The organism is Ochrobactrum sp. AP1BH01-1 (genome assembly GCF_018066705.1).
In the GTDB taxonomy this organism is placed as follows: Bacteria; Pseudomonadota; Alphaproteobacteria; order Rhizobiales; family Rhizobiaceae; genus Brucella.
This window is the reverse complement of sequence record NZ_JAGPOU010000006.1, coordinates 167,776-184,585: the sequence shown is the minus strand read 5'-3', so window position 1 is coordinate 184,585 and position 16,810 is coordinate 167,776. Positions and strand designations below refer to the sequence as shown.

Here is a 16,810-nt window from a genome sequence, read left to right as displayed (position 1 = left end):
ATGCGCCCGCTGGCTCAAACCAGTCAGTACAGGAGTAGTTGGATGAAGCGGTTTTCCAAGGTGATAGGTCTTGCGGTTTTGGCCGGGTTGGCAGTTATGGGCCACGCGACAGCGCAGGAAAATACGGCACCGTTGCAATGGCAGTATTTTCAGGCGGATGAGAACGGCTTTCTGCGCACGCCTGTCCTTTTGACCGGAGACAAGGAGGCGATCCTGCTCGATGGCGGCTTCACGCTTTCGGACGGCAAGGCGGTCGCCGAAAAGATCAGCGAAACGGGCAAGAAACTGACCACGATCTATGTCAGCCAGAGCGACCCGGATTACTATTTCAGCCTTGGCCCGATCAAAGCCGCTTTCCCCGATGCGCGCATCATCGCGGCGCCGGAAACGGTCGAGGCGATCAAAGGCAATATCGATAACAAGCTGAAAGTCTGGGGGCCGCAGCTCAAGGACAACGGCCCGCAGACACTGTCGGATGTCGTGATACCCGAAGCTTCTGATGTGAAGACGCTCAAGCTTGAGGGCAATGAGATCGAAATCGTTCCCGCCGAAGGCATGAAGAACAGGCGTTACCTCTGGGTGCCTTCGCTGAAGGCGGTTTTCGGCGGCGTTCTGATAACGGCGGGCCAACACGTGTGGCTTGCCGATACGCCCGATCTGGCCCAGCGCGAGGCATGGATCAGAAATCTTGATGCCATCGCTGCGCGCAATCCTGCCATTGTCGTTCCGGCGCACATGGCCCCCGGTTCACCAACGGATGTTTCGGCGATCAGGTTCACGCGCGATTATATCGCGGCTTTCGATGAGGAAGCAGCAAAAGCAAAGGATAGCGGCGAACTGATTGCTGCGATGAAGAAGCGCTATCCGGGTCTCGGCGGCGAAAGCAGCCTGGAGCTCGGCGCAAAGGTGATCAAGGGCGAGATGAAGTGGGAATAAGCTGGCCTCAAAATGACGGTCGGCTATAAAGGCGGTGTGGATTTCACACCGCCTTTTCATTGATGGGCTGATCAAACCATGCGTCTCGTCTCATTTTCCGCCAAAGGCTATCGTTCCTTGCGCTCCGTCCGCTTCGATCTCGGGCAGGTAACGGTTTTTGTCGGCGAAAATGGTGCCGGAAAATCCAATCTCTATCGCGCCCTGCAACTGGTGAAGGCTGCCGCCGTGGGTAATTTTTCAACGGAAATCGTGCGTGAAGGCGGAATGCAATCGGCCATGTGGGGCGGGAGCCGCCGCAAGAGCGAACCGGCGCGCATCATTCTGGAAGCCCATTTCGAGGATGAAAGGCTGGCATCGCGACTTGCCTATAGTGTCGAGGCGGGATTGCCGCCGCCGGTTTCGGGCGCCTTTCGTTTTGAACCACAGATCAAGGAAGAGACGCTCAGCCTCGATACGGGGCGCCGTCCGGTCGATCTGATGGACCGGCGCGGTCCCGCCGTTTTTGCGCGCGACGGCGAGGGGCGGCGCATGGAGCATCCGTCACGCCTGCTGAGTTCGGAAAGCGCGCTGGCGGTGCTTGGGCAGTCCGGTCACTATCCCGAGATCGGCGATCTTGCCGCGCAGATGCGAAGCTGGCGCTTTTATCATGGCTTCAGAAGCGACCGGGATGCGCCGACGCGTCAGCCTGCTATTGCCGCGACCGCCGCCATGCTCGATGAGGATGGCGGCAATCTTGCTGCGGTTTTCGCGACGCTCGCCCATATTCGTCAGGATACGGTCGATCTCGACCGGCTGATAGGCGAGGCTCTGGAGGGAGCGGCGTTGGATGTTCCGGAACCAGGCGAAACAGCCAGTTTCGGCCTGAACTTTCCCGCCTTTCCGCAACGAATATTCCGGCCCGGAGAACTATCGGACGGGCAAATCCGCCTGCTGGCGCTCGCCGGGGCGCTGCTTTCCTATCGCCTGCCGCCGCTGATCGCGCTCAATGAGCCGGAGGCGAGCCTGCATCCCGACATGCTTCCTTCGCTTGCCCGCATGATTGCCAAGGCATCCGAGAGCAGCCAGATATGGGTGGTGACCCATTCCGCCATCCTTGCAAGCGCCATTGCCGAGCAATGCGGCGCGCGGCCGATCCGGGTAAGCAAGCAGGACGGGGAAACCGTGCTGGAATGAAAAAAGCGGGCCGATGGCCCGCTTTCACACAGTTGTGCAAATCGCCGATCAGACGATCTTCTGGCCGGTCTTCGCCCAGTCGGCGAGGAAGGCTTCGAGGCCCTTGTCGGTCAGCGGATGCTTGACGAGCGCCTTCAGCGTTGCCGGCGGGACGGTCGCGACGTCAGCGCCGATGAGCGCTGCTTCCTTGACATGGTTGACCGTGCGGATCGAGGCAGCAAGGATTTCCGTGCGGAAATCGTAGTTGTCATAGATCGTGCGGATTTCGGCGATCAGTTCCATGCCATTGATGCCCATGTCGTCGATGCGGCCGATGAAGGGCGAGATGTAGGTCGCGCCCGCCTTTGCGGCGAGCAATGCCTGATTTGCCGAGAAGCACAGCGTCACATTGGTCTTGTGACCTTCCGACGTCAGCTTCTTGCAGGCCTTGAGGCCGTCGAGCGTCAGCGGCAGCTTGATGCAGATATTGTCGGCAATCTTGGCCAGAACGGCTGCTTCCTTGATCATGCCGTCATAGTCGGTGGCGGTGACTTCGGCTGAAACCGGGCCCTGGACGATGCCGCAGATTTCCTTGGTGACTTCGAGGATGTCGCGGCCCGACTTTGCGATCAGGGATGGATTGGTGGTCACGCCATCGAGCAGACCGAGGTCGTTGAGCTCGCGGATTTCCTTGACGTCCGCAGTGTCCACGAAAAACTTCATAACAGCGTTCCTCCATAATGAGCGCGGGTGGATTTGAGGAATCTAAAACCATTTAATTCCTGGAAGGTGGCTTTTCTTTAGCGCAAAGCCGCGCCAAGGTCACGCGATCATGTCGAAAGATTCGCACGATATTTCCAGTCTGTTTCCGGAGCTCGCGCCACGGGTAGTTCCCGTGCTTGTGCCCATGCCCGCGGAGCGGCCTTATTCTTATATGGTTCCGCCGGGCATGAACGTCCAGCCCGGATCGATCGTGCGCGTGCCGCTTGGACCTCGTGAGGTGGCGGGAATCGTCTGCGAGGGCGAAACTGATGCGGTCGATGCCAGAAAATTGCGGGAAATTTCGGAGGTTTTCGATTGTCCGCCGGTTGGCGGCGATATGCTGCGTTTCATGCGCTGGGCAGCCGACTACACGCTGTCGCCGCCCGGCATGGTGGCGCGCATGGTCCTGCGCGTGCCTGCCGCCTTTGATCCCGAGCCATCGGTGCCGGGGCTACGCTATCGCGGCGGTGAGCCGGAACGCATGACGGACGCCCGGGCGCGGGTGATGGAGCTTGCCCGCGACGGGCTTGCCTGGACCAGATCCGGCCTTGCCCATGCGGCGGGCGTCTCGATGACGGTCGTCGACGGTCTGAAGGCGCAAGGCGTTTTCGAGGAAGTCATGCTGCCGCCGCCAGCCGTGGTGGCAAGGCCCGATATCGACTATGCGCGGGCCACGCTTTCGGAAGACCAGCAGGCCGCAGCCGAAATGCTGTCGGAAGCGGTCGAAGCCGGCGGTTTTTCGGTTTCGCTGCTCGACGGCGTGACCGGCTCGGGAAAAACGGAAGTTTACTTCGAAGCGGTCGCCAAGGCGATCGAGCAGGGCAGGCAGGTGCTGATTCTCCTGCCCGAAATCGCGCTGACGCAGCAGTTTCTCGACCGGTTCCATGACCGGTTCGGGGCAAAGCCCGCCGAATGGCATTCCGATCTTGCGCCGCGCACCCGCGAGCGGGTCTGGCGGCAGATAGCGGAAGGCACGGTGCGGGTCGTGGCAGGGGCGCGGTCGGCGCTTTTCCTGCCGTTCAAGGAACTGGGGCTGATCGTCGTCGACGAAGAACATGACCCGGCTTACAAACAGGAAGACCGGGTTTTCTACAATGCGCGCGACATGGCGGTGGTGCGCGGCCATATCAGCGGCTTTCCGGTGGTGCTGGCATCGGCCACACCGTCCATCGAAAGCCAGGTCAATGCGGAGCAGGGGCGTTACAAGCGAATCAAGCTTTACGGACGCTATGCGGAAGCCGCGCTTCCCGATCTGAAGACCATCGACATGCGGCGTTCGCCGCCGCCGCCGGGCCGGTTTCTGTCGCCCGCATTGACCGAAGCTGTCGGCAAGACGGTGGAACGCGGCGAACAGGCGCTTCTGTTCCTCAACCGGCGCGGCTATGCGCCCCTGACGCTGTGTCGCGTCTGCGGCCATCGCTTCCAGTGTCCCCAATGTTCAAGCTGGCTGGTGGAGCACCGCTTTCGCGGGCAGCTCATGTGCCATCAGTGCGGCTATCACGAGCCTGTGCCGGAAGCCTGTCCCGAATGCGGCACGCTCGATCATCTGGTCGCCTGCGGCCCCGGCGTGGAGCGCATCGCCGAGGAAGTGGCGGCGACCTTCGATAAGGCGCGAATCATAGTTCTTTCGTCTGATATGGCGGGCGGCGTGAAGCGGCTGCGGCTGGAACTCGACGCTATCGCAAAAGGCGAAGCGGATATCGTCATCGGCACGCAGCTTGTCGCCAAGGGGCACAATTTTCCCAACATGACGCTGGTGGGCGTCGTGGATGCCGATCTGGGGCTTGCCAATGGAGATCCGCGCGCGGCTGAACGCACCTTTCAGCTGCTCAATCAGGTGACGGGACGCGCGGGGCGAACCGGCCGCAAGAGTCTCGGGCTGCTCCAGACCTACCAGCCCGATCATCCGGTGATGCGGGCAATCGTCAGCGGCGACGCCGATGCATTCTATGCCCGCGAGATAGAGGAACGCGAGCGCAGCGCGCTACCGCCTTTCGGGCGGCTTGCGGCCCTGATCATCTCCGCCGACAATCGCCCGGACGCTGAAAATCATGCGCGGGCGCTACGCCGCGCCGCACCTTCCTCGCGTGAGATTTCCGTGCTCGGGCCTGCCGAAGCGCCGCTGGCGCTGATGCGCGGACGCCACCGCTTCCGCATTCTGGTGCATGGGACAAAACGCGCCGATATTCAGGGGTTTATCCGCGCCTTGCTCGCCAACGGACCGAAGGAAAAGGGCTCCATCAGGGTGCAGGTGGATATAGATCCGCAAAGCTTCCTGTAGGCTGTTGATATTCAGGCTCTGCCACCCTGCAAATAGCATCTTTGTGCGCTTCCGGTGCCCACGTACTTCAAGTACGCTCCGCTCCGGTTCCCCAAAGCCACTATTTTCGGCGCGGCATTGCCAGAATCCGAACAGGCTACACAGGATGGAACGTGGTGCCAAATTCCGCTATATGGCCTGAAGCGACGAGGGTGCCGAAAGGGGAAATGCGATGGAATTCTATCTTCCTGCCACGACCGGAGAATGGCTTGCCTGGGGCTCTGCGGCCGTGACGGCGCTGGCCGGTCTTGTCATGCTTTTTGCGCCCGGCATAACCCTGAAGCTCTTGCGCCTCCAGCCGATCAATGGCCGTCCCGAAGGCTACGGTTCCATCCGCGCGACGCTTGCCGGCCCCTATCTTGGCGTGGGGTTCGGGTGCCTCATCTTTGCCCAGCCATTCCTCTGGGTCGTGCTGGGGGCGGTATGGGGATTTGCGCTGTTCGGGCGCTTTATTTCGATGATGTCGGATGCCGGCGGACGCAAGGGCGGACCGAGCGGCGGGCGCTTCTATGGCAGCCTGGCGGCGCTTGTCGAATTCGTGCTGGCAGCGGGACCTCTGCTCTACGCATTCGGCTTCATTTCCTGACCGGAAGCGGGCGGTTTTGCACGTCACGCGTGCAGCTCATGTAACGGAAAGCAGCATTGCCTGAGCAGATGCGACTTTTTTGACCGCGAAAGGCGGCAAATCTTACACAAAAGTGCCGGATTCGCGTGTTGCGAGTCCTGTTCGTCTATGCTAGACGGCAATCACATTTCGGTGTTGATGTGCTCGCGCGTCAGTGGTTTTCCGGAAACATTCAATAAAATCATCGGCTTGGCGTCCTGAGCAAGATTGGACCCCAAAAGGATGGTTTCAACGTAGAGAGCAGGTTGTTCGTGGCTGAAACGTCTTCGCTCATTTCAGGTGTCGCACAGCGTTACGCCGGATCTCTTTTCGAGCTCGCGCTCGACGCGAAATCCGTTGCAGCTGTGGAAAAAGATCTTGACCGTTTCGAGGCGCTTCTGAGCGGAAGCGAAGACCTCAAGCGACTGATCTCCAGTCCGGTATTTTCCTCGGAAGATCAGCTTCACGCCATCGGCTCTCTCGCCGACAAGGCGGGCATCAAGGGTCTGGTCGGAAATTTCCTGCGCGTCGTCGCGCGGAACCGCCGCCTCTTCGCCCTGCCGGGCATCATTGCCGCTTTCCGCAAGGTTGCTGCCGAGCATCGCGGCGAAGTCTCCGCCGATGTCATCTCCGCGCACGAACTGAGTGCCGCGCAGCAGAACGAATTGAAGGCAACGCTGAAGGGCGTGGCCGGCAAGGACGTGACGATCAATGTCACCGTCGATCCGTCGATCCTCGGCGGTCTTATCGTCAAGATGGGTTCGCGTCAGATCGACACGTCCCTTCGCACTAAACTTTCTTCTCTCAAGCTTGCACTGAAAGAGGTCGGCTGATGGACATCCGCGCCGCGGAAATTTCCGCTATCCTGAAAGAGCAAATCAAGAACTTCGGCAAGGAGGCTGAGGTCTCCGAGGTCGGTCAGGTTCTGTCCGTTGGCGACGGTATCGCCCGCGTCTATGGTCTGGACAATGTTCAGGCCGGTGAAATGGTCGAATTCCCCGGTGGCATTCGCGGCATGGCGCTGAACCTTGAAAGCGACAATGTCGGCGTCGTTATCTTCGGTGCCGACCGCGACATCAAGGAAGGCGATGTCGTCAAGCGTACCGGCGCCATCGTTGATGTTCCTGTCGGTCCGGAACTGCTCGGCCGCGTCGTCGACGCTCTCGGCAATCCGATCGACGGCAAGGGCCCGATCAAGGCCAAGGAACGCCGCCGCGTCGACGTCAAGGCGCCTGGCATCATCCCGCGCAAGTCGGTTCACGAGCCGATGTCGACCGGCCTCAAGGCTGTTGACGCCCTGATCCCGGTTGGCCGTGGCCAGCGCGAGCTGGTGATCGGTGACCGTCAGACCGGCAAGACCGCCATCATTCTCGACACCTTCCTGAACCAGAAGCCGATTCACGACAACGGCCCGGACAGCGAAAAGCTTTATTGCGTTTACGTTGCTATCGGCCAGAAGCGTTCGACTGTTGCTCAGTTCGTCAAGGTTCTCGAAGAACGCGGCGCTCTCGAATATTCCATCGTTATCGCCGCGACGGCTTCCGATCCGGCTCCGATGCAGTACCTTGCTCCGTTCGCAGGCTGCGCGATGGGCGAATACTTCCGCGACAACGGTCAGCACGCCCTCATCGGTTACGACGATCTGTCCAAGCAGGCCGTTGCTTACCGTCAGATGTCGCTTCTGCTTCGCCGTCCTCCGGGCCGTGAAGCTTATCCGGGCGACGTTTTCTACCTGCACTCCCGTCTTCTCGAACGCGCTGCAAAGCTCAACGACGAAAACGGCGCTGGCTCGCTGACGGCTCTGCCGGTCATCGAAACGCAGGGCAATGACGTTTCCGCCTTCATTCCGACCAACGTGATCTCGATCACCGACGGCCAGATCTTCCTCGAAACCAACCTGTTCTATCAGGGTATCCGTCCGGCTGTTAACGTCGGTCTCTCGGTTTCACGCGTTGGTTCTTCGGCTCAGATCAAGGCCATGAAGCAGGTTGCCGGTTCGATCAAGGGTGAGCTTGCCCAGTATCGTGAAATGGCCGCCTTTGCGCAGTTCGGTTCGGATCTCGATGCCTCGACCCAGCGTTTGCTGAACCGTGGCGCTCGTCTGACCGAGCTTCTCAAGCAGCCGCAATTCTCGCCGCTCAAGACGGAAGAACAGGTTGCCGTGATTTATGCCGGCGTGAATGGTTATCTCGACAAGATCGCCGTCAACCAGGTTGGCAAGTTCGAAGCAGGTCTTCTTTCTTCGCTGCGCACCGAGCACAAGGACGTGCTGGATGCGATTCGCGACGAAAAGGCGCTCACCGACAACATCAAAGCAAAGCTCAAGGCAGCGGTCGACGCGTTCGCCAAGTCTTTCGCTTGAATTTTGTGACGGGATGAACGGATGCCTTCACTAAAGGATCTGAGAAACCGTATCGCCTCGGTCAAGGCGACGCAGAAAATCACCAAGGCGATGCAGATGGTCGCCGCGGCGAAGCTGCGGCGTGCCCAGGAAGCCGCGGAAGCCGCAAGGCCTTATTCGCAGCGCATGGGCGCCGTTCTCGCGAATATCGCGCAGAATGTCAGCGGCGAAGATGCACCGGCATTGATGGCCGGTACGGGCAAGGACGACGTGCATCTGCTCGTCGTCTGCACCGCGGAACGCGGCCTTTGCGGCGGTTTCAATTCGCAGATCGCACGCCTGGCGCGCGATCATGCCCGCAAGCTCCTCGCTGAAGGCAAGACGGTCAAGATCATTACGGTCGGCAAGAAGGGCGCGGATATCCTGCGTCGCGAGTTTGCCGCGCTGATCATCGACCACGTCAATTTGCGCGAAGTCAAGCAGCTCGCTTTTGTGCATGCCGACCAGATCGGCCACAAGGTGATCGAGCTGTTCGAACAAGGCGCATTTGATGTCTGCACCCTGTTCTATTCCGAATTCAAATCGGTGATTGCACAGATCCCAACTGCGCAGCAGATCATTCCGGCCTCGGCTGGCGATGTTGCGCAGGCGGACACTGCAGGCGATGCGATTTATGAGTACGAACCTGATCCTGCGGCGATCCTGAGCACGCTGATCCCACGTAATATTTCGGTCCAGATTTTCCGCGCTCTCTTGGAAAATGTGGCGGGCGAAATGGGCGCGAAGATGAGCGCGATGGACAATGCGACGCGTAATGCCGGTGACATGATCAACAAGCTGTCGATCACGTATAACCGTCAGCGTCAGGCTCAGATCACCAAAGAACTGATCGAAATCATTTCGGGCGCGGAAGCGCTCTAGGGTTTACCGCATGGTCTTATCCGGAAAGTCTGCAACTTTTCGGGACCGTGCTAACGGAAGGTAAGGATCGATGGCAAAAGCAGCGACCCCGAAAACTACCGCCGCGGCCGAAGCAAAGCCGGCAGCGGCCAAGAAGGCTCCAGCCAAGGCTACACAAGCCAAGTCGCCCGCAGCTCCCAAGGCTGCAACGACCGGTGCAGTAGGCAAGATCACCCAGGTCATCGGCGCTGTTGTCGACGTACAGTTCGAAGATGGTCAGTTGCCGCTGATCCTCAACGCTCTGGAAACCGACAATCTGGGCAATCGCCTGGTTCTCGAAGTTGCGCAGCATCTGGGCGAAAACACCGTTCGCACCATTGCCATGGACTCGACCGAAGGTCTGGTTCGCGGTCACGAAGTGCGCGACACCGGCAACCCGATCATGGTTCCGGTCGGTGAAGAAACGCTCGGCCGCATCATGAACGTCATCGGCGAGCCGGTTGACGAAGCTGGTCCGATCAAGACCACAGCCCGTCGCGCGATCCACCAGGAAGCCCCTGAGTATATCGAACAGTCGACCGAAGCTGAAATCCTCGTAACGGGCATCAAGGTCGTTGACCTTCTGGCTCCTTACGCCAAGGGTGGTAAGATCGGCCTGTTCGGCGGTGCCGGCGTCGGCAAGACCGTTCTCATCATGGAACTGATCAACAACGTCGCCAAGGCGCACGGCGGTTACTCGGTATTCGCAGGCGTTGGTGAACGTACCCGTGAAGGTAACGATCTTTACCACGAAATGATCGAATCGGGCGTGAACAAGCCCGGTGGCGGTGAAGGCTCCAAGGCCGCACTCGTTTACGGTCAGATGAACGAGCCTCCGGGTGCGCGCGCCCGCGTTGCCCTGTCGGGTCTGACTGTTGCTGAAAACTTCCGTGACAAGGGCCAGGACGTTCTGTTCTTCGTGGACAACATCTTCCGCTTCACGCAGGCTGGTTCGGAACTCTCGGCTCTTCTCGGCCGTATTCCTTCCGCTGTGGGTTATCAGCCGACGCTGGCAACCGACATGGGCGCGATGCAGGAACGCATCACCACGACGACCAAGGGTTCGATTACTTCGGTTCAGGCAATTTACGTTCCTGCCGACGATTTGACCGACCCTGCACCGGCAACGTCGTTCGCCCACCTGGACGCGACCACCACGCTGAACCGTTCCATCGCTGAAAAGGGTATTTACCCGGCTGTGGATCCGCTGGAATCCACGTCGCGTATGCTTGACCCGATGATCGTTGGTGAAGAGCACTACGCTGTCGCCCGTCAGGTTCAGGCGATCCTGCAGCGCTACAAGGCCCTTCAGGACATCATCGCCATCCTCGGCATGGACGAACTGTCGGAAGACGACAAGCTGACTGTTGCGCGTGCTCGTAAGATCGAACGCTTCCTGTCGCAGCCCTTCTTCGTGGCTGAAGTCTTCACCGGTTCGCCGGGCAAGCTCGTTGCGCTCGAAGACACCATCAAGGGCTTCAAGGGCCTTTGCGCCGGTGAATACGATCATCTTCCAGAACCGGCTTTCTATATGGTCGGCTCGATTGAAGAAGCGATTGAAAAGGCCAAGAAGCTGGCAGCGGAAGCTGCCTGATGAATTGAATTTCCCGGTGGGCCGCAAGGCCCGCCGTGAAAGCCAATCATTTTGTTTAAGCATGACCTTTTCCGAAAACCGGTTTAATTTTCGGAACCGTGCTTTTGAATTCAAGTGAGAACCATGGCTCAAGCTTTCCAATTCGAACTCGTGTCGCCTGAACGGCTCCTGCTTTCCGCGCAGGTGACGGAAGTCGTCATTCCGGGTAGCGAAGGCTATCTGACGGCTCTCGCCGGTCATTCGCCGCTGATGACGACGATCATGCCGGGTGTCGTTTCGGTGAAGCTTGCCGACGGCAAGTCCGACGCCTACGTGGTCTTCGGCGGTTTCGCCGATATTACCCCGCAGGGCTGCACCGTTCTGGCCGAATCGGCGACCCATGTGGACGATATCAACCCGGCAGACATTCAGCGTCGCATCGAGGAAGCCCGCAAGCATCTGGAAGATGCCTCGACCAACGAGCATCGCACCAAGGCGGAAATCTTCCTGCACCAGCTGATGACCTTGCAGGGAACGATCATGCCAGCCTGATCGGCAGGACTCCATCGTGTTTCGGGAAAGCGGGCTTAGGCCCGCTTTTTCTTTTTCAGATTACCGTGCGGCAGTGAATTTGTTCGCAGAACTGTCATATTGGCGCCAAATCCCATCACGCTTGCGTGAGTTCATGAAGTTCGCTTGAAAATGGTTCGGCTGCGATTTATCCAAGACCTCAATCATTAGTTTACTAATATATAAGGCGATTGGCATGGATACGGCGGACCTCAGAGCTGAAATGATTGATGCCATGGCGAAGGTCAATCGCAGGCTTCGCACTGTTTTCGACGCACGTGTGAAGGAGCGCGGCCTGACACTGGCGCGGGCGCGCACCCTGCTTGCGCTGATAGAACAGGAAGGCCTTTACCAGAAGGAACTGGCGGAGGCGCTTGAAATCGAGAATGCGACCATGGTGCGTCTGCTTGACGGTCTGGAGCGGCAGTCCTTCATCGAACGACAGACGGTCCAAGGCGACCGCCGCGCCAAGCGCGTCGTCATGACGGCGGAAGGCAAGATTCTGGCTGAACAGGTCGTGAAGCTCGCCGGCGATGTGCGCGAAGATCTCCTTGAAGGCGTAAGCGACGAGGAGCTGAACATCGCGCTCAATGTGCTTCGCAAGATGTCGGACTCGATGAACAAGTCCCATTGACCGGTCGCCAGTCTCAACAATGACCAGAAGCCGAAGCGACAGCTTCGGCTTTTTCTTTGATCGATTACGGTTTCGTGAGGTGGGGTCTCGAAATTGAACCTGCCACGCCATCTTTCCGTCGCAGCCGAACGGTCCACTGGCCAATGGTCAATCGTGGAAAGTGGGATGGGAGCATTTGAGATGCGTCATTCGTCTCAGGCTGTCGTCGGTTTGTGCGCCATACTTTCGATTGTTGCGGTGCAGGCAAAGGATATGGCGCGTGGGACACGGCATGCCTATGCGCAAGCCTTGAATGGCGTCAATACCGATGATGGGCTGATCTTTGATACGACACCGGCAGCCATCGTGGGTGTTCGAAACAATGAGCGTTCACGCCGGTCTTCGCGGGCGCGCTGAGCCTGGCCAGGCGCCGAAACTCAGGGCGCGAGCGTCCGCAAATAGGCCATGAGTTCGCTCGCCGTATCGCTGGCCCGTTCCGGCTGGCGGGAAATGATCGCCTCGATCAGCGTTGCGTGCGCATTGGCCGAACCGGCTATGCCGCTGGACGGACGGAGCCGGAACCAGAAGCGGCGGCTATGGCTCTGCAACGGCGCCGCGATACGGGCAGCGAAGGGATTGCTCGCAGCCGTCCCCAGAACAATGTCAAACGCCTTGTCGGCGTCCAGAAACAGCGCCACATCCTCGTCGGGAATGGCCTGCCGCATGGCGGCGGCGGCGGCTTCAAGCCGTTCAAAGTCGCGCGGGCTGCCGAAGCGCGCCGCATCACGCGCCAGAACGCGCTCGACGCCTTCGCGCGCATCCAGAACCTTGATGAAATCGGTCGGATCGATGGCCGCGATGGCGATGCCGGAGCGCGGGCGGACTTCCACGAGGCCCTCCCACGCAAGCCGTTGAATGGCCTCGCGCATCGGCGTGCGGCCCATGCCGGTCAGTTCGATCAGCGTGCGTTCGTTGACGACAGTCCCCGGTTCCAGTTCCAGCGTGACGATGGAGCGTTCCAGAATACGATAAGCCTGCTCGGCGAGGCTTTCGCTAGCCCAGCTGTCCATGGTCGCCAGCGGCATGTTTGCCGGGCTCCGCGTCAGCCTGTCTCGAACGTTCGTTTCTTCCATGCCGTCCATGCCTTGTGGTTACGACGATTGACATAGTTCAATCCTACAGATATATCTCTGATATATCAATAAGAGGCAGTTTAAGTCTGTCGATCCCTAACTTGGCCTTTGTGGCTTTTTCAAGCGATGGCAAACTTTCGGCACAGCGTCATTCCGAAAAATCGATGGACAGAAATGGCGTGCTGGCGTTGAACATGGCGATTGCCGATTGCCCGAAGCGTCGGTCCGGGCTGGTTCTTCGGCAAGGCTTAAGGCAAAATTGAATCCGGTGGGGAGCCGTACACGATGAAATCTGATCCGCAGGGTCAGCAGGATATTCTCATTATCGGTGGCGGTATCGTCGGTGTTGCCACTGCCGCCTTGCTTGCCGAGGCGGGTCGCCAGGTTCTTGTTATCGACAGGACCGGCATTTGCGAGGAAACCAGCGCGGGCAACGCGGCGGCGCTCGCTTTCTCCGATATTCTGCCGCTGGCCTCCAAGGGCGTCATGCGCAAGGTGCCGGGCTGGCTGATGGACCCGCTCGGACCGTTTACGATCCGTCCGTCCTATTTTCCGAAGATGGTGCCCTGGCTTTACCGGTTCTGGCGTGCGAGCAGCGCGGATGCGCTGGCGAAAACCGCGATTGCGCAGGCCGATATCATGCGGCTTGCCGGACGCGAGATGATGGGGCTGATCGACAGGGCGGGCTTGCGCGACCGTTTGCGCGAGAACGGCAATCTGGAACTCTACGAGAGCGAAGCCGAGCTTGCAGCCTCTCAGCCGGGCTGGGATGTCCGCGAAAATGCAGGAATTGCCTATGAACACGTGCGTGGCGATCGGCTTGCCGAATTGCAGCCGGGGCTAAGCCCGCGTTTCGTTGCGGGAACCTTCGTTCCCGGCTGGAAGAATGTCAGCGATCCGAAACTGTTCGGCAAGGCCATCTGGGCCTATGCGGAAAGCAGGGGCGCCCGCTTCCTGCAGGCCAAGGTTGCCACTGCAAGTCCGGGCAATGGCGGGGCAAGCGTTCGTCTTGCGGACGGGACTGAAATCAATGCTGCGCACCTCGTCCTGATGGCCGGTGCGTGGTCGCGCGATCTTGCCAAAGGCTTTGGCGATGCCGTGCCGCTCGATACGGAACGCGGTTATAATACGACGCTGCCGGTCGGCAGTTTCGATGTGAAGCGCCAGTTGACTTTCCCCGGCCACGGTTTCGTCATCACGCCGATGGAAACAGGCCTGCGTGTCGGCGGGGCCGTGGAATTCGGCGGGCTCGACCTGCCGCCCAATTTCGCGCGGTCCGAAGCCATGTTAAAGAAGGCTTCGATGTTTCTGCCGGGCCTTCGCACCGAAGGCGGGCGGCAATGGATGGGTTATCGTCCGTCCATGCCGGATTCCGTGCCGGTTATCGGCCGGGCCTCGGCGGGCGGCAATATTTATTATGGTTTCGGCCATGGCCATCTGGGCCTCACGCAGTCGGCGGCCACGGGTCGGCTTATCCGCGATCTGATCACCGGTGCCGCGCCTGCAATCGACATTGATCCTTTCAAGCCACAACGTTTTCGGAACTGATCATCATGGCAAGACATTCCTTCTTCTGCGTCGACGGACATACCTGCGGCAATCCCGTGCGCCTGGTGGCCGGCGGCGGGCCGAACCTCGACGGTTCGACCATGATGGAAAAGCGGGCGCATTTTCTGCGCGAATATGACTGGATTCGCACCGGGCTTATGTTCGAGCCGCGCGGCCACGACATGATGTCGGGCTCCATCCTCTATCCGCCGACGCGGCCGGATTGCGATGTGGCGGTGCTGTTCATCGAAACGTCCGGCTGCCTGCCTATGTGCGGTCACGGCACCATCGGCACGGTTACGATGGCGATAGAGCAGGGGCTGGTGACGCCGAAGACGCCGGGCAAGCTCAATCTCGATACGCCCGCCGGCCTGGTGGCCATCGAATATGAGCAGAGCGGCCAATATGTCGAGCGCGTTCGTCTCACCAATGTCCCGGCCTTCCTTTATGCCGAAGGGCTTGAAGTGGAATGCCCCGACCTTGGAAACCTCAAGGTCGACGTGGCCTATGGCGGCAATTTCTATGCCATTGTCGAACCGCAAGAAAATTACACCGACATGGAAGATTATTCCGCGCTGCAGCTTATCGCCTGGAGCCCGGTCCTGCGCCAGCGGCTGAACGAGAAATACAAGTTCGAGCATCCGCTGCTGCCCGATATCAATCGTCTGAGCCATATTCTGTGGACCGGCAAGCCCAAACATCCGGAAGCGCATGCCCGCAACGCGGTCTTCTACGGCGACAAGGCAATCGACCGATCGCCGTGCGGAACCGGTACGTCTGCCCGCATGGCGCAGCTGGCTGCCAAGGGCAAGCTGAAGCCGGGGGATGAGTTCGTGCATGAATCCATTATCGGCTCTCTTTTCCACGGCCGCGTGGAACAGGCCGCGGAAGTTGCCGGGCGTCCCGCAATTGTGCCTTCAATCGCCGGATGGGCCCGCATGACAGGGTACAATACCATCTTCATCGACGATCGCGATCCCTTTGCACACGGGTTCACAGTCGCGTAGGGTCTATTGGGGAAACAGGTTTTGGCGCTAGGTATGGGTGAAAATTCTCCGGTTCGGAAACCAAATCCAGCTCAGCCGCGCTTGCAGGCTGGCGCCCCAAAGACCATAAAGTGGGTACGGTCGGTAATTTTCTTAACGACCTCCCTATTTTTTGGCTTTCCGGTCATGCAAAAAATGTGGAATAAGGCGCCCCGGGTAGGAGAAAAAAACATATACAGGACGTTTGTTAGGGGACATAACTAGTTTGTGGAAGGATGATGCCCTTAGTCTTTTGTTTGAGACAAAAGGGGCTTGCATTCCTTTATACAGCCGTTAGGTGTAAATAGCCGGGAATAAAATGAAGGCGCACGAAATAAAGATGCGTCAAAAAAACCCCGGACGGTAAAATGGGTGGCTTCTCGATGGAATATTTCTTCCAGCAGGTGATCAACGGGCTCGCGCTCGGCTCGATCTATGGCCTGATCGCCATCGGCTACACGATGGTCTATGGCATTATCGGCATGATCAACTTTGCTCATGGCGATATCTTCATGCTCGGCGCCTTCATGGCGCTGATTGTTTTTCTCATCATCACAACCTTCATCGGTGCTTTGCCGATTGCGCTGATGCTTCTTCTGATGATGATCGTCGCCATGCTGCTGACAGGCTTGTGGAGCTGGACGATCGAACGCGTAGCCTATAGGCCGCTGCGCGGTTCGTTCCGCCTCGCGCCTCTGATCACGGCAATCGGCATGTCGATTGCATTGTCGAATTTCGTACAGGTAACGCAGGGGCCGCGCAACAAGCCGGTTCCTCAGCTTCTCAATGGCTCCTTCAATATCTTCGGTACGAATGTGACGATTTCGCTCAAGCAGATCGTTGTCATCGTGGTAACGGCGGTGCTGCTGACGATCTTCTGGTATATCGTCAACCGCACCTCGCTCGGCCGTGCGCAAAGAGCCTGCGAGCAGGATCGCAAGATGGCGGCACTTCTTGGCATCAATGTGGATCGCGTCATTTCGCTCACCTTCGTGATGGGCGCCATGCTCGCGGCGGTGGCCGGTACGCTCTATCTCTCCTTCTATGGCGTGATTTCCTTCGCCGACGGCTTCATCCCCGGCGTCAAGGCGTTCACGGCAGCTGTTCTGGGCGGTATCGGATCGCTTCCGGGCGCTGTGGTCGGTGGCCTGCTCATCGGTCTCATCGAGGCGCTGTGGTCGGCGTATTTCTCGATCGATTACAAGGACGTTGCCGCGTTCTCGATCCTTGCCATCGTGCTGATCTTCATGCCGTCCGGCATCCTTGGCCGTCCTGAAGTCGAAAAGGTTTAATC

The 16,810-nt window shown here is 59.1% G+C and carries 16 protein-coding genes; 14 read left to right on the top strand and 2 right to left on the bottom strand.

Going from position 1 to position 16,810, the window contains the following annotated elements:
• Window positions 1–42: 42 nt before the first annotated feature.
• Window positions 43–936, top strand: a complete 894-nt coding sequence (locus J9800_RS20645; protein WP_114216942.1) for an MBL fold metallo-hydrolase — start codon at window positions 43–45, stop codon at window positions 934–936.
• Between the two features lie 78 nt (window positions 937–1,014).
• Window positions 1,015–2,109, top strand: a complete 1,095-nt coding sequence (locus J9800_RS20640; protein WP_114216941.1) for an AAA family ATPase — start codon at window positions 1,015–1,017, stop codon at window positions 2,107–2,109.
• A 48-nt stretch (window positions 2,110–2,157) separates the two neighbouring features.
• Here J9800_RS20640 and fsa read toward each other — a convergent pair whose 3' ends face one another.
• Window positions 2,158–2,811, bottom strand: a complete 654-nt coding sequence (gene fsa / locus J9800_RS20635) for a fructose-6-phosphate aldolase (protein ID WP_112591268.1) — start codon at window positions 2,809–2,811, stop codon at window positions 2,158–2,160.
• Between the two features lie 109 nt (window positions 2,812–2,920).
• Between fsa and J9800_RS20630 the strand changes: the two genes are divergently transcribed.
• The 9 genes from J9800_RS20630 (at window position 2,921) to J9800_RS20590 (ending at window position 12,227) form a co-directional block, all read left to right on the top strand.
• On the top strand, window positions 2,921–5,131 hold the full coding sequence (locus J9800_RS20630; protein WP_114216940.1) for a primosomal protein N': 2,211 nt from the start codon (window positions 2,921–2,923) through the stop codon (window positions 5,129–5,131).
• Window positions 5,132–5,342: 211 nt separating this feature from the next.
• The gene (locus tag J9800_RS20625) at window positions 5,343–5,756 is read left to right on the top strand and encodes an AGROH133_08824 family phage infection protein (protein ID WP_114216939.1); all 414 of its coding nucleotides are present in this window, start codon (window positions 5,343–5,345) and stop codon (window positions 5,754–5,756) included.
• A gap of 290 nt (window positions 5,757–6,046) precedes the next feature.
• Window positions 6,047–6,607, top strand: coding sequence for a F0F1 ATP synthase subunit delta (locus J9800_RS20620; RefSeq protein WP_114216998.1), 561 nt, complete (start codon window positions 6,047–6,049; stop codon window positions 6,605–6,607).
• Window positions 6,607–8,136 carry a F0F1 ATP synthase subunit alpha gene (atpA, locus tag J9800_RS20615; protein ID WP_112591274.1) on the top strand — a complete coding sequence of 510 codons (1,530 nt, stop codon included), beginning with the start codon at window positions 6,607–6,609 and terminating at the stop codon, window positions 8,134–8,136. Before J9800_RS20620 ends, atpA begins: the two co-directional genes overlap by 1 nt.
• Window positions 8,137–8,157: 21 nt before the next feature.
• Window positions 8,158–9,036 carry a F0F1 ATP synthase subunit gamma gene (locus J9800_RS20610; protein WP_112591276.1) on the top strand — a complete coding sequence of 293 codons (879 nt, stop codon included), beginning with the start codon at window positions 8,158–8,160 and terminating at the stop codon, window positions 9,034–9,036.
• 70 nt (window positions 9,037–9,106) lie between these two features.
• A complete protein-coding gene (gene atpD, locus J9800_RS20605) occupies window positions 9,107–10,648 on the top strand; it encodes a F0F1 ATP synthase subunit beta (RefSeq protein WP_112591278.1) in 1,542 nt (513 codons plus the stop codon).
• A 123-nt stretch (window positions 10,649–10,771) separates the two neighbouring features.
• Complete coding sequence (locus J9800_RS20600; protein WP_112591280.1) at window positions 10,772–11,179, top strand: F0F1 ATP synthase subunit epsilon; 408 nt, start codon at window positions 10,772–10,774, stop codon at window positions 11,177–11,179.
• 214 nt (window positions 11,180–11,393) lie between these two features.
• The gene (locus tag J9800_RS20595) at window positions 11,394–11,831 is read left to right on the top strand and encodes a MarR family winged helix-turn-helix transcriptional regulator (RefSeq protein ID WP_112591282.1); all 438 of its coding nucleotides are present in this window, start codon (window positions 11,394–11,396) and stop codon (window positions 11,829–11,831) included.
• Between the two features lie 180 nt (window positions 11,832–12,011).
• Window positions 12,012–12,227, top strand: coding sequence for a hypothetical protein (locus J9800_RS20590; RefSeq protein WP_286167634.1), 216 nt, complete (start codon window positions 12,012–12,014; stop codon window positions 12,225–12,227).
• A gap of 20 nt (window positions 12,228–12,247) precedes the next feature.
• On the opposite strand, the gene J9800_RS20585 is transcribed toward J9800_RS20590, so the two are convergent.
• Window positions 12,248–12,943, bottom strand: coding sequence for a GntR family transcriptional regulator (locus tag J9800_RS20585; protein ID WP_114216997.1), 696 nt, complete (start codon window positions 12,941–12,943; stop codon window positions 12,248–12,250).
• A 285-nt stretch (window positions 12,944–13,228) separates the two neighbouring features.
• On the opposite strand from J9800_RS20585, the gene J9800_RS20580 reads away from it, so the two are divergent.
• The 3 genes from J9800_RS20580 to J9800_RS20570 all read left to right on the top strand — a co-directional run bounded on the left by J9800_RS20580 (window position 13,229) and on the right by J9800_RS20570 (window position 16,808).
• Window positions 13,229–14,491, top strand: coding sequence for an NAD(P)/FAD-dependent oxidoreductase (locus J9800_RS20580; protein WP_114216937.1), 1,263 nt, complete (start codon window positions 13,229–13,231; stop codon window positions 14,489–14,491).
• Window positions 14,492–14,496: 5 nt separating this feature from the next.
• The gene (locus J9800_RS20575; protein ID WP_114216936.1) at window positions 14,497–15,498 is read left to right on the top strand and encodes a 4-hydroxyproline epimerase; all 1,002 of its coding nucleotides are present in this window, start codon (window positions 14,497–14,499) and stop codon (window positions 15,496–15,498) included.
• Window positions 15,499–15,899: 401 nt separating this feature from the next.
• Window positions 15,900–16,808: a branched-chain amino acid ABC transporter permease gene (locus tag J9800_RS20570; RefSeq protein WP_112591531.1), complete on the top strand. Its 909-nt coding sequence runs from the start codon at window positions 15,900–15,902 to the stop codon at window positions 16,806–16,808.
• Window positions 16,809–16,810 lie beyond the last annotated feature (2 nt).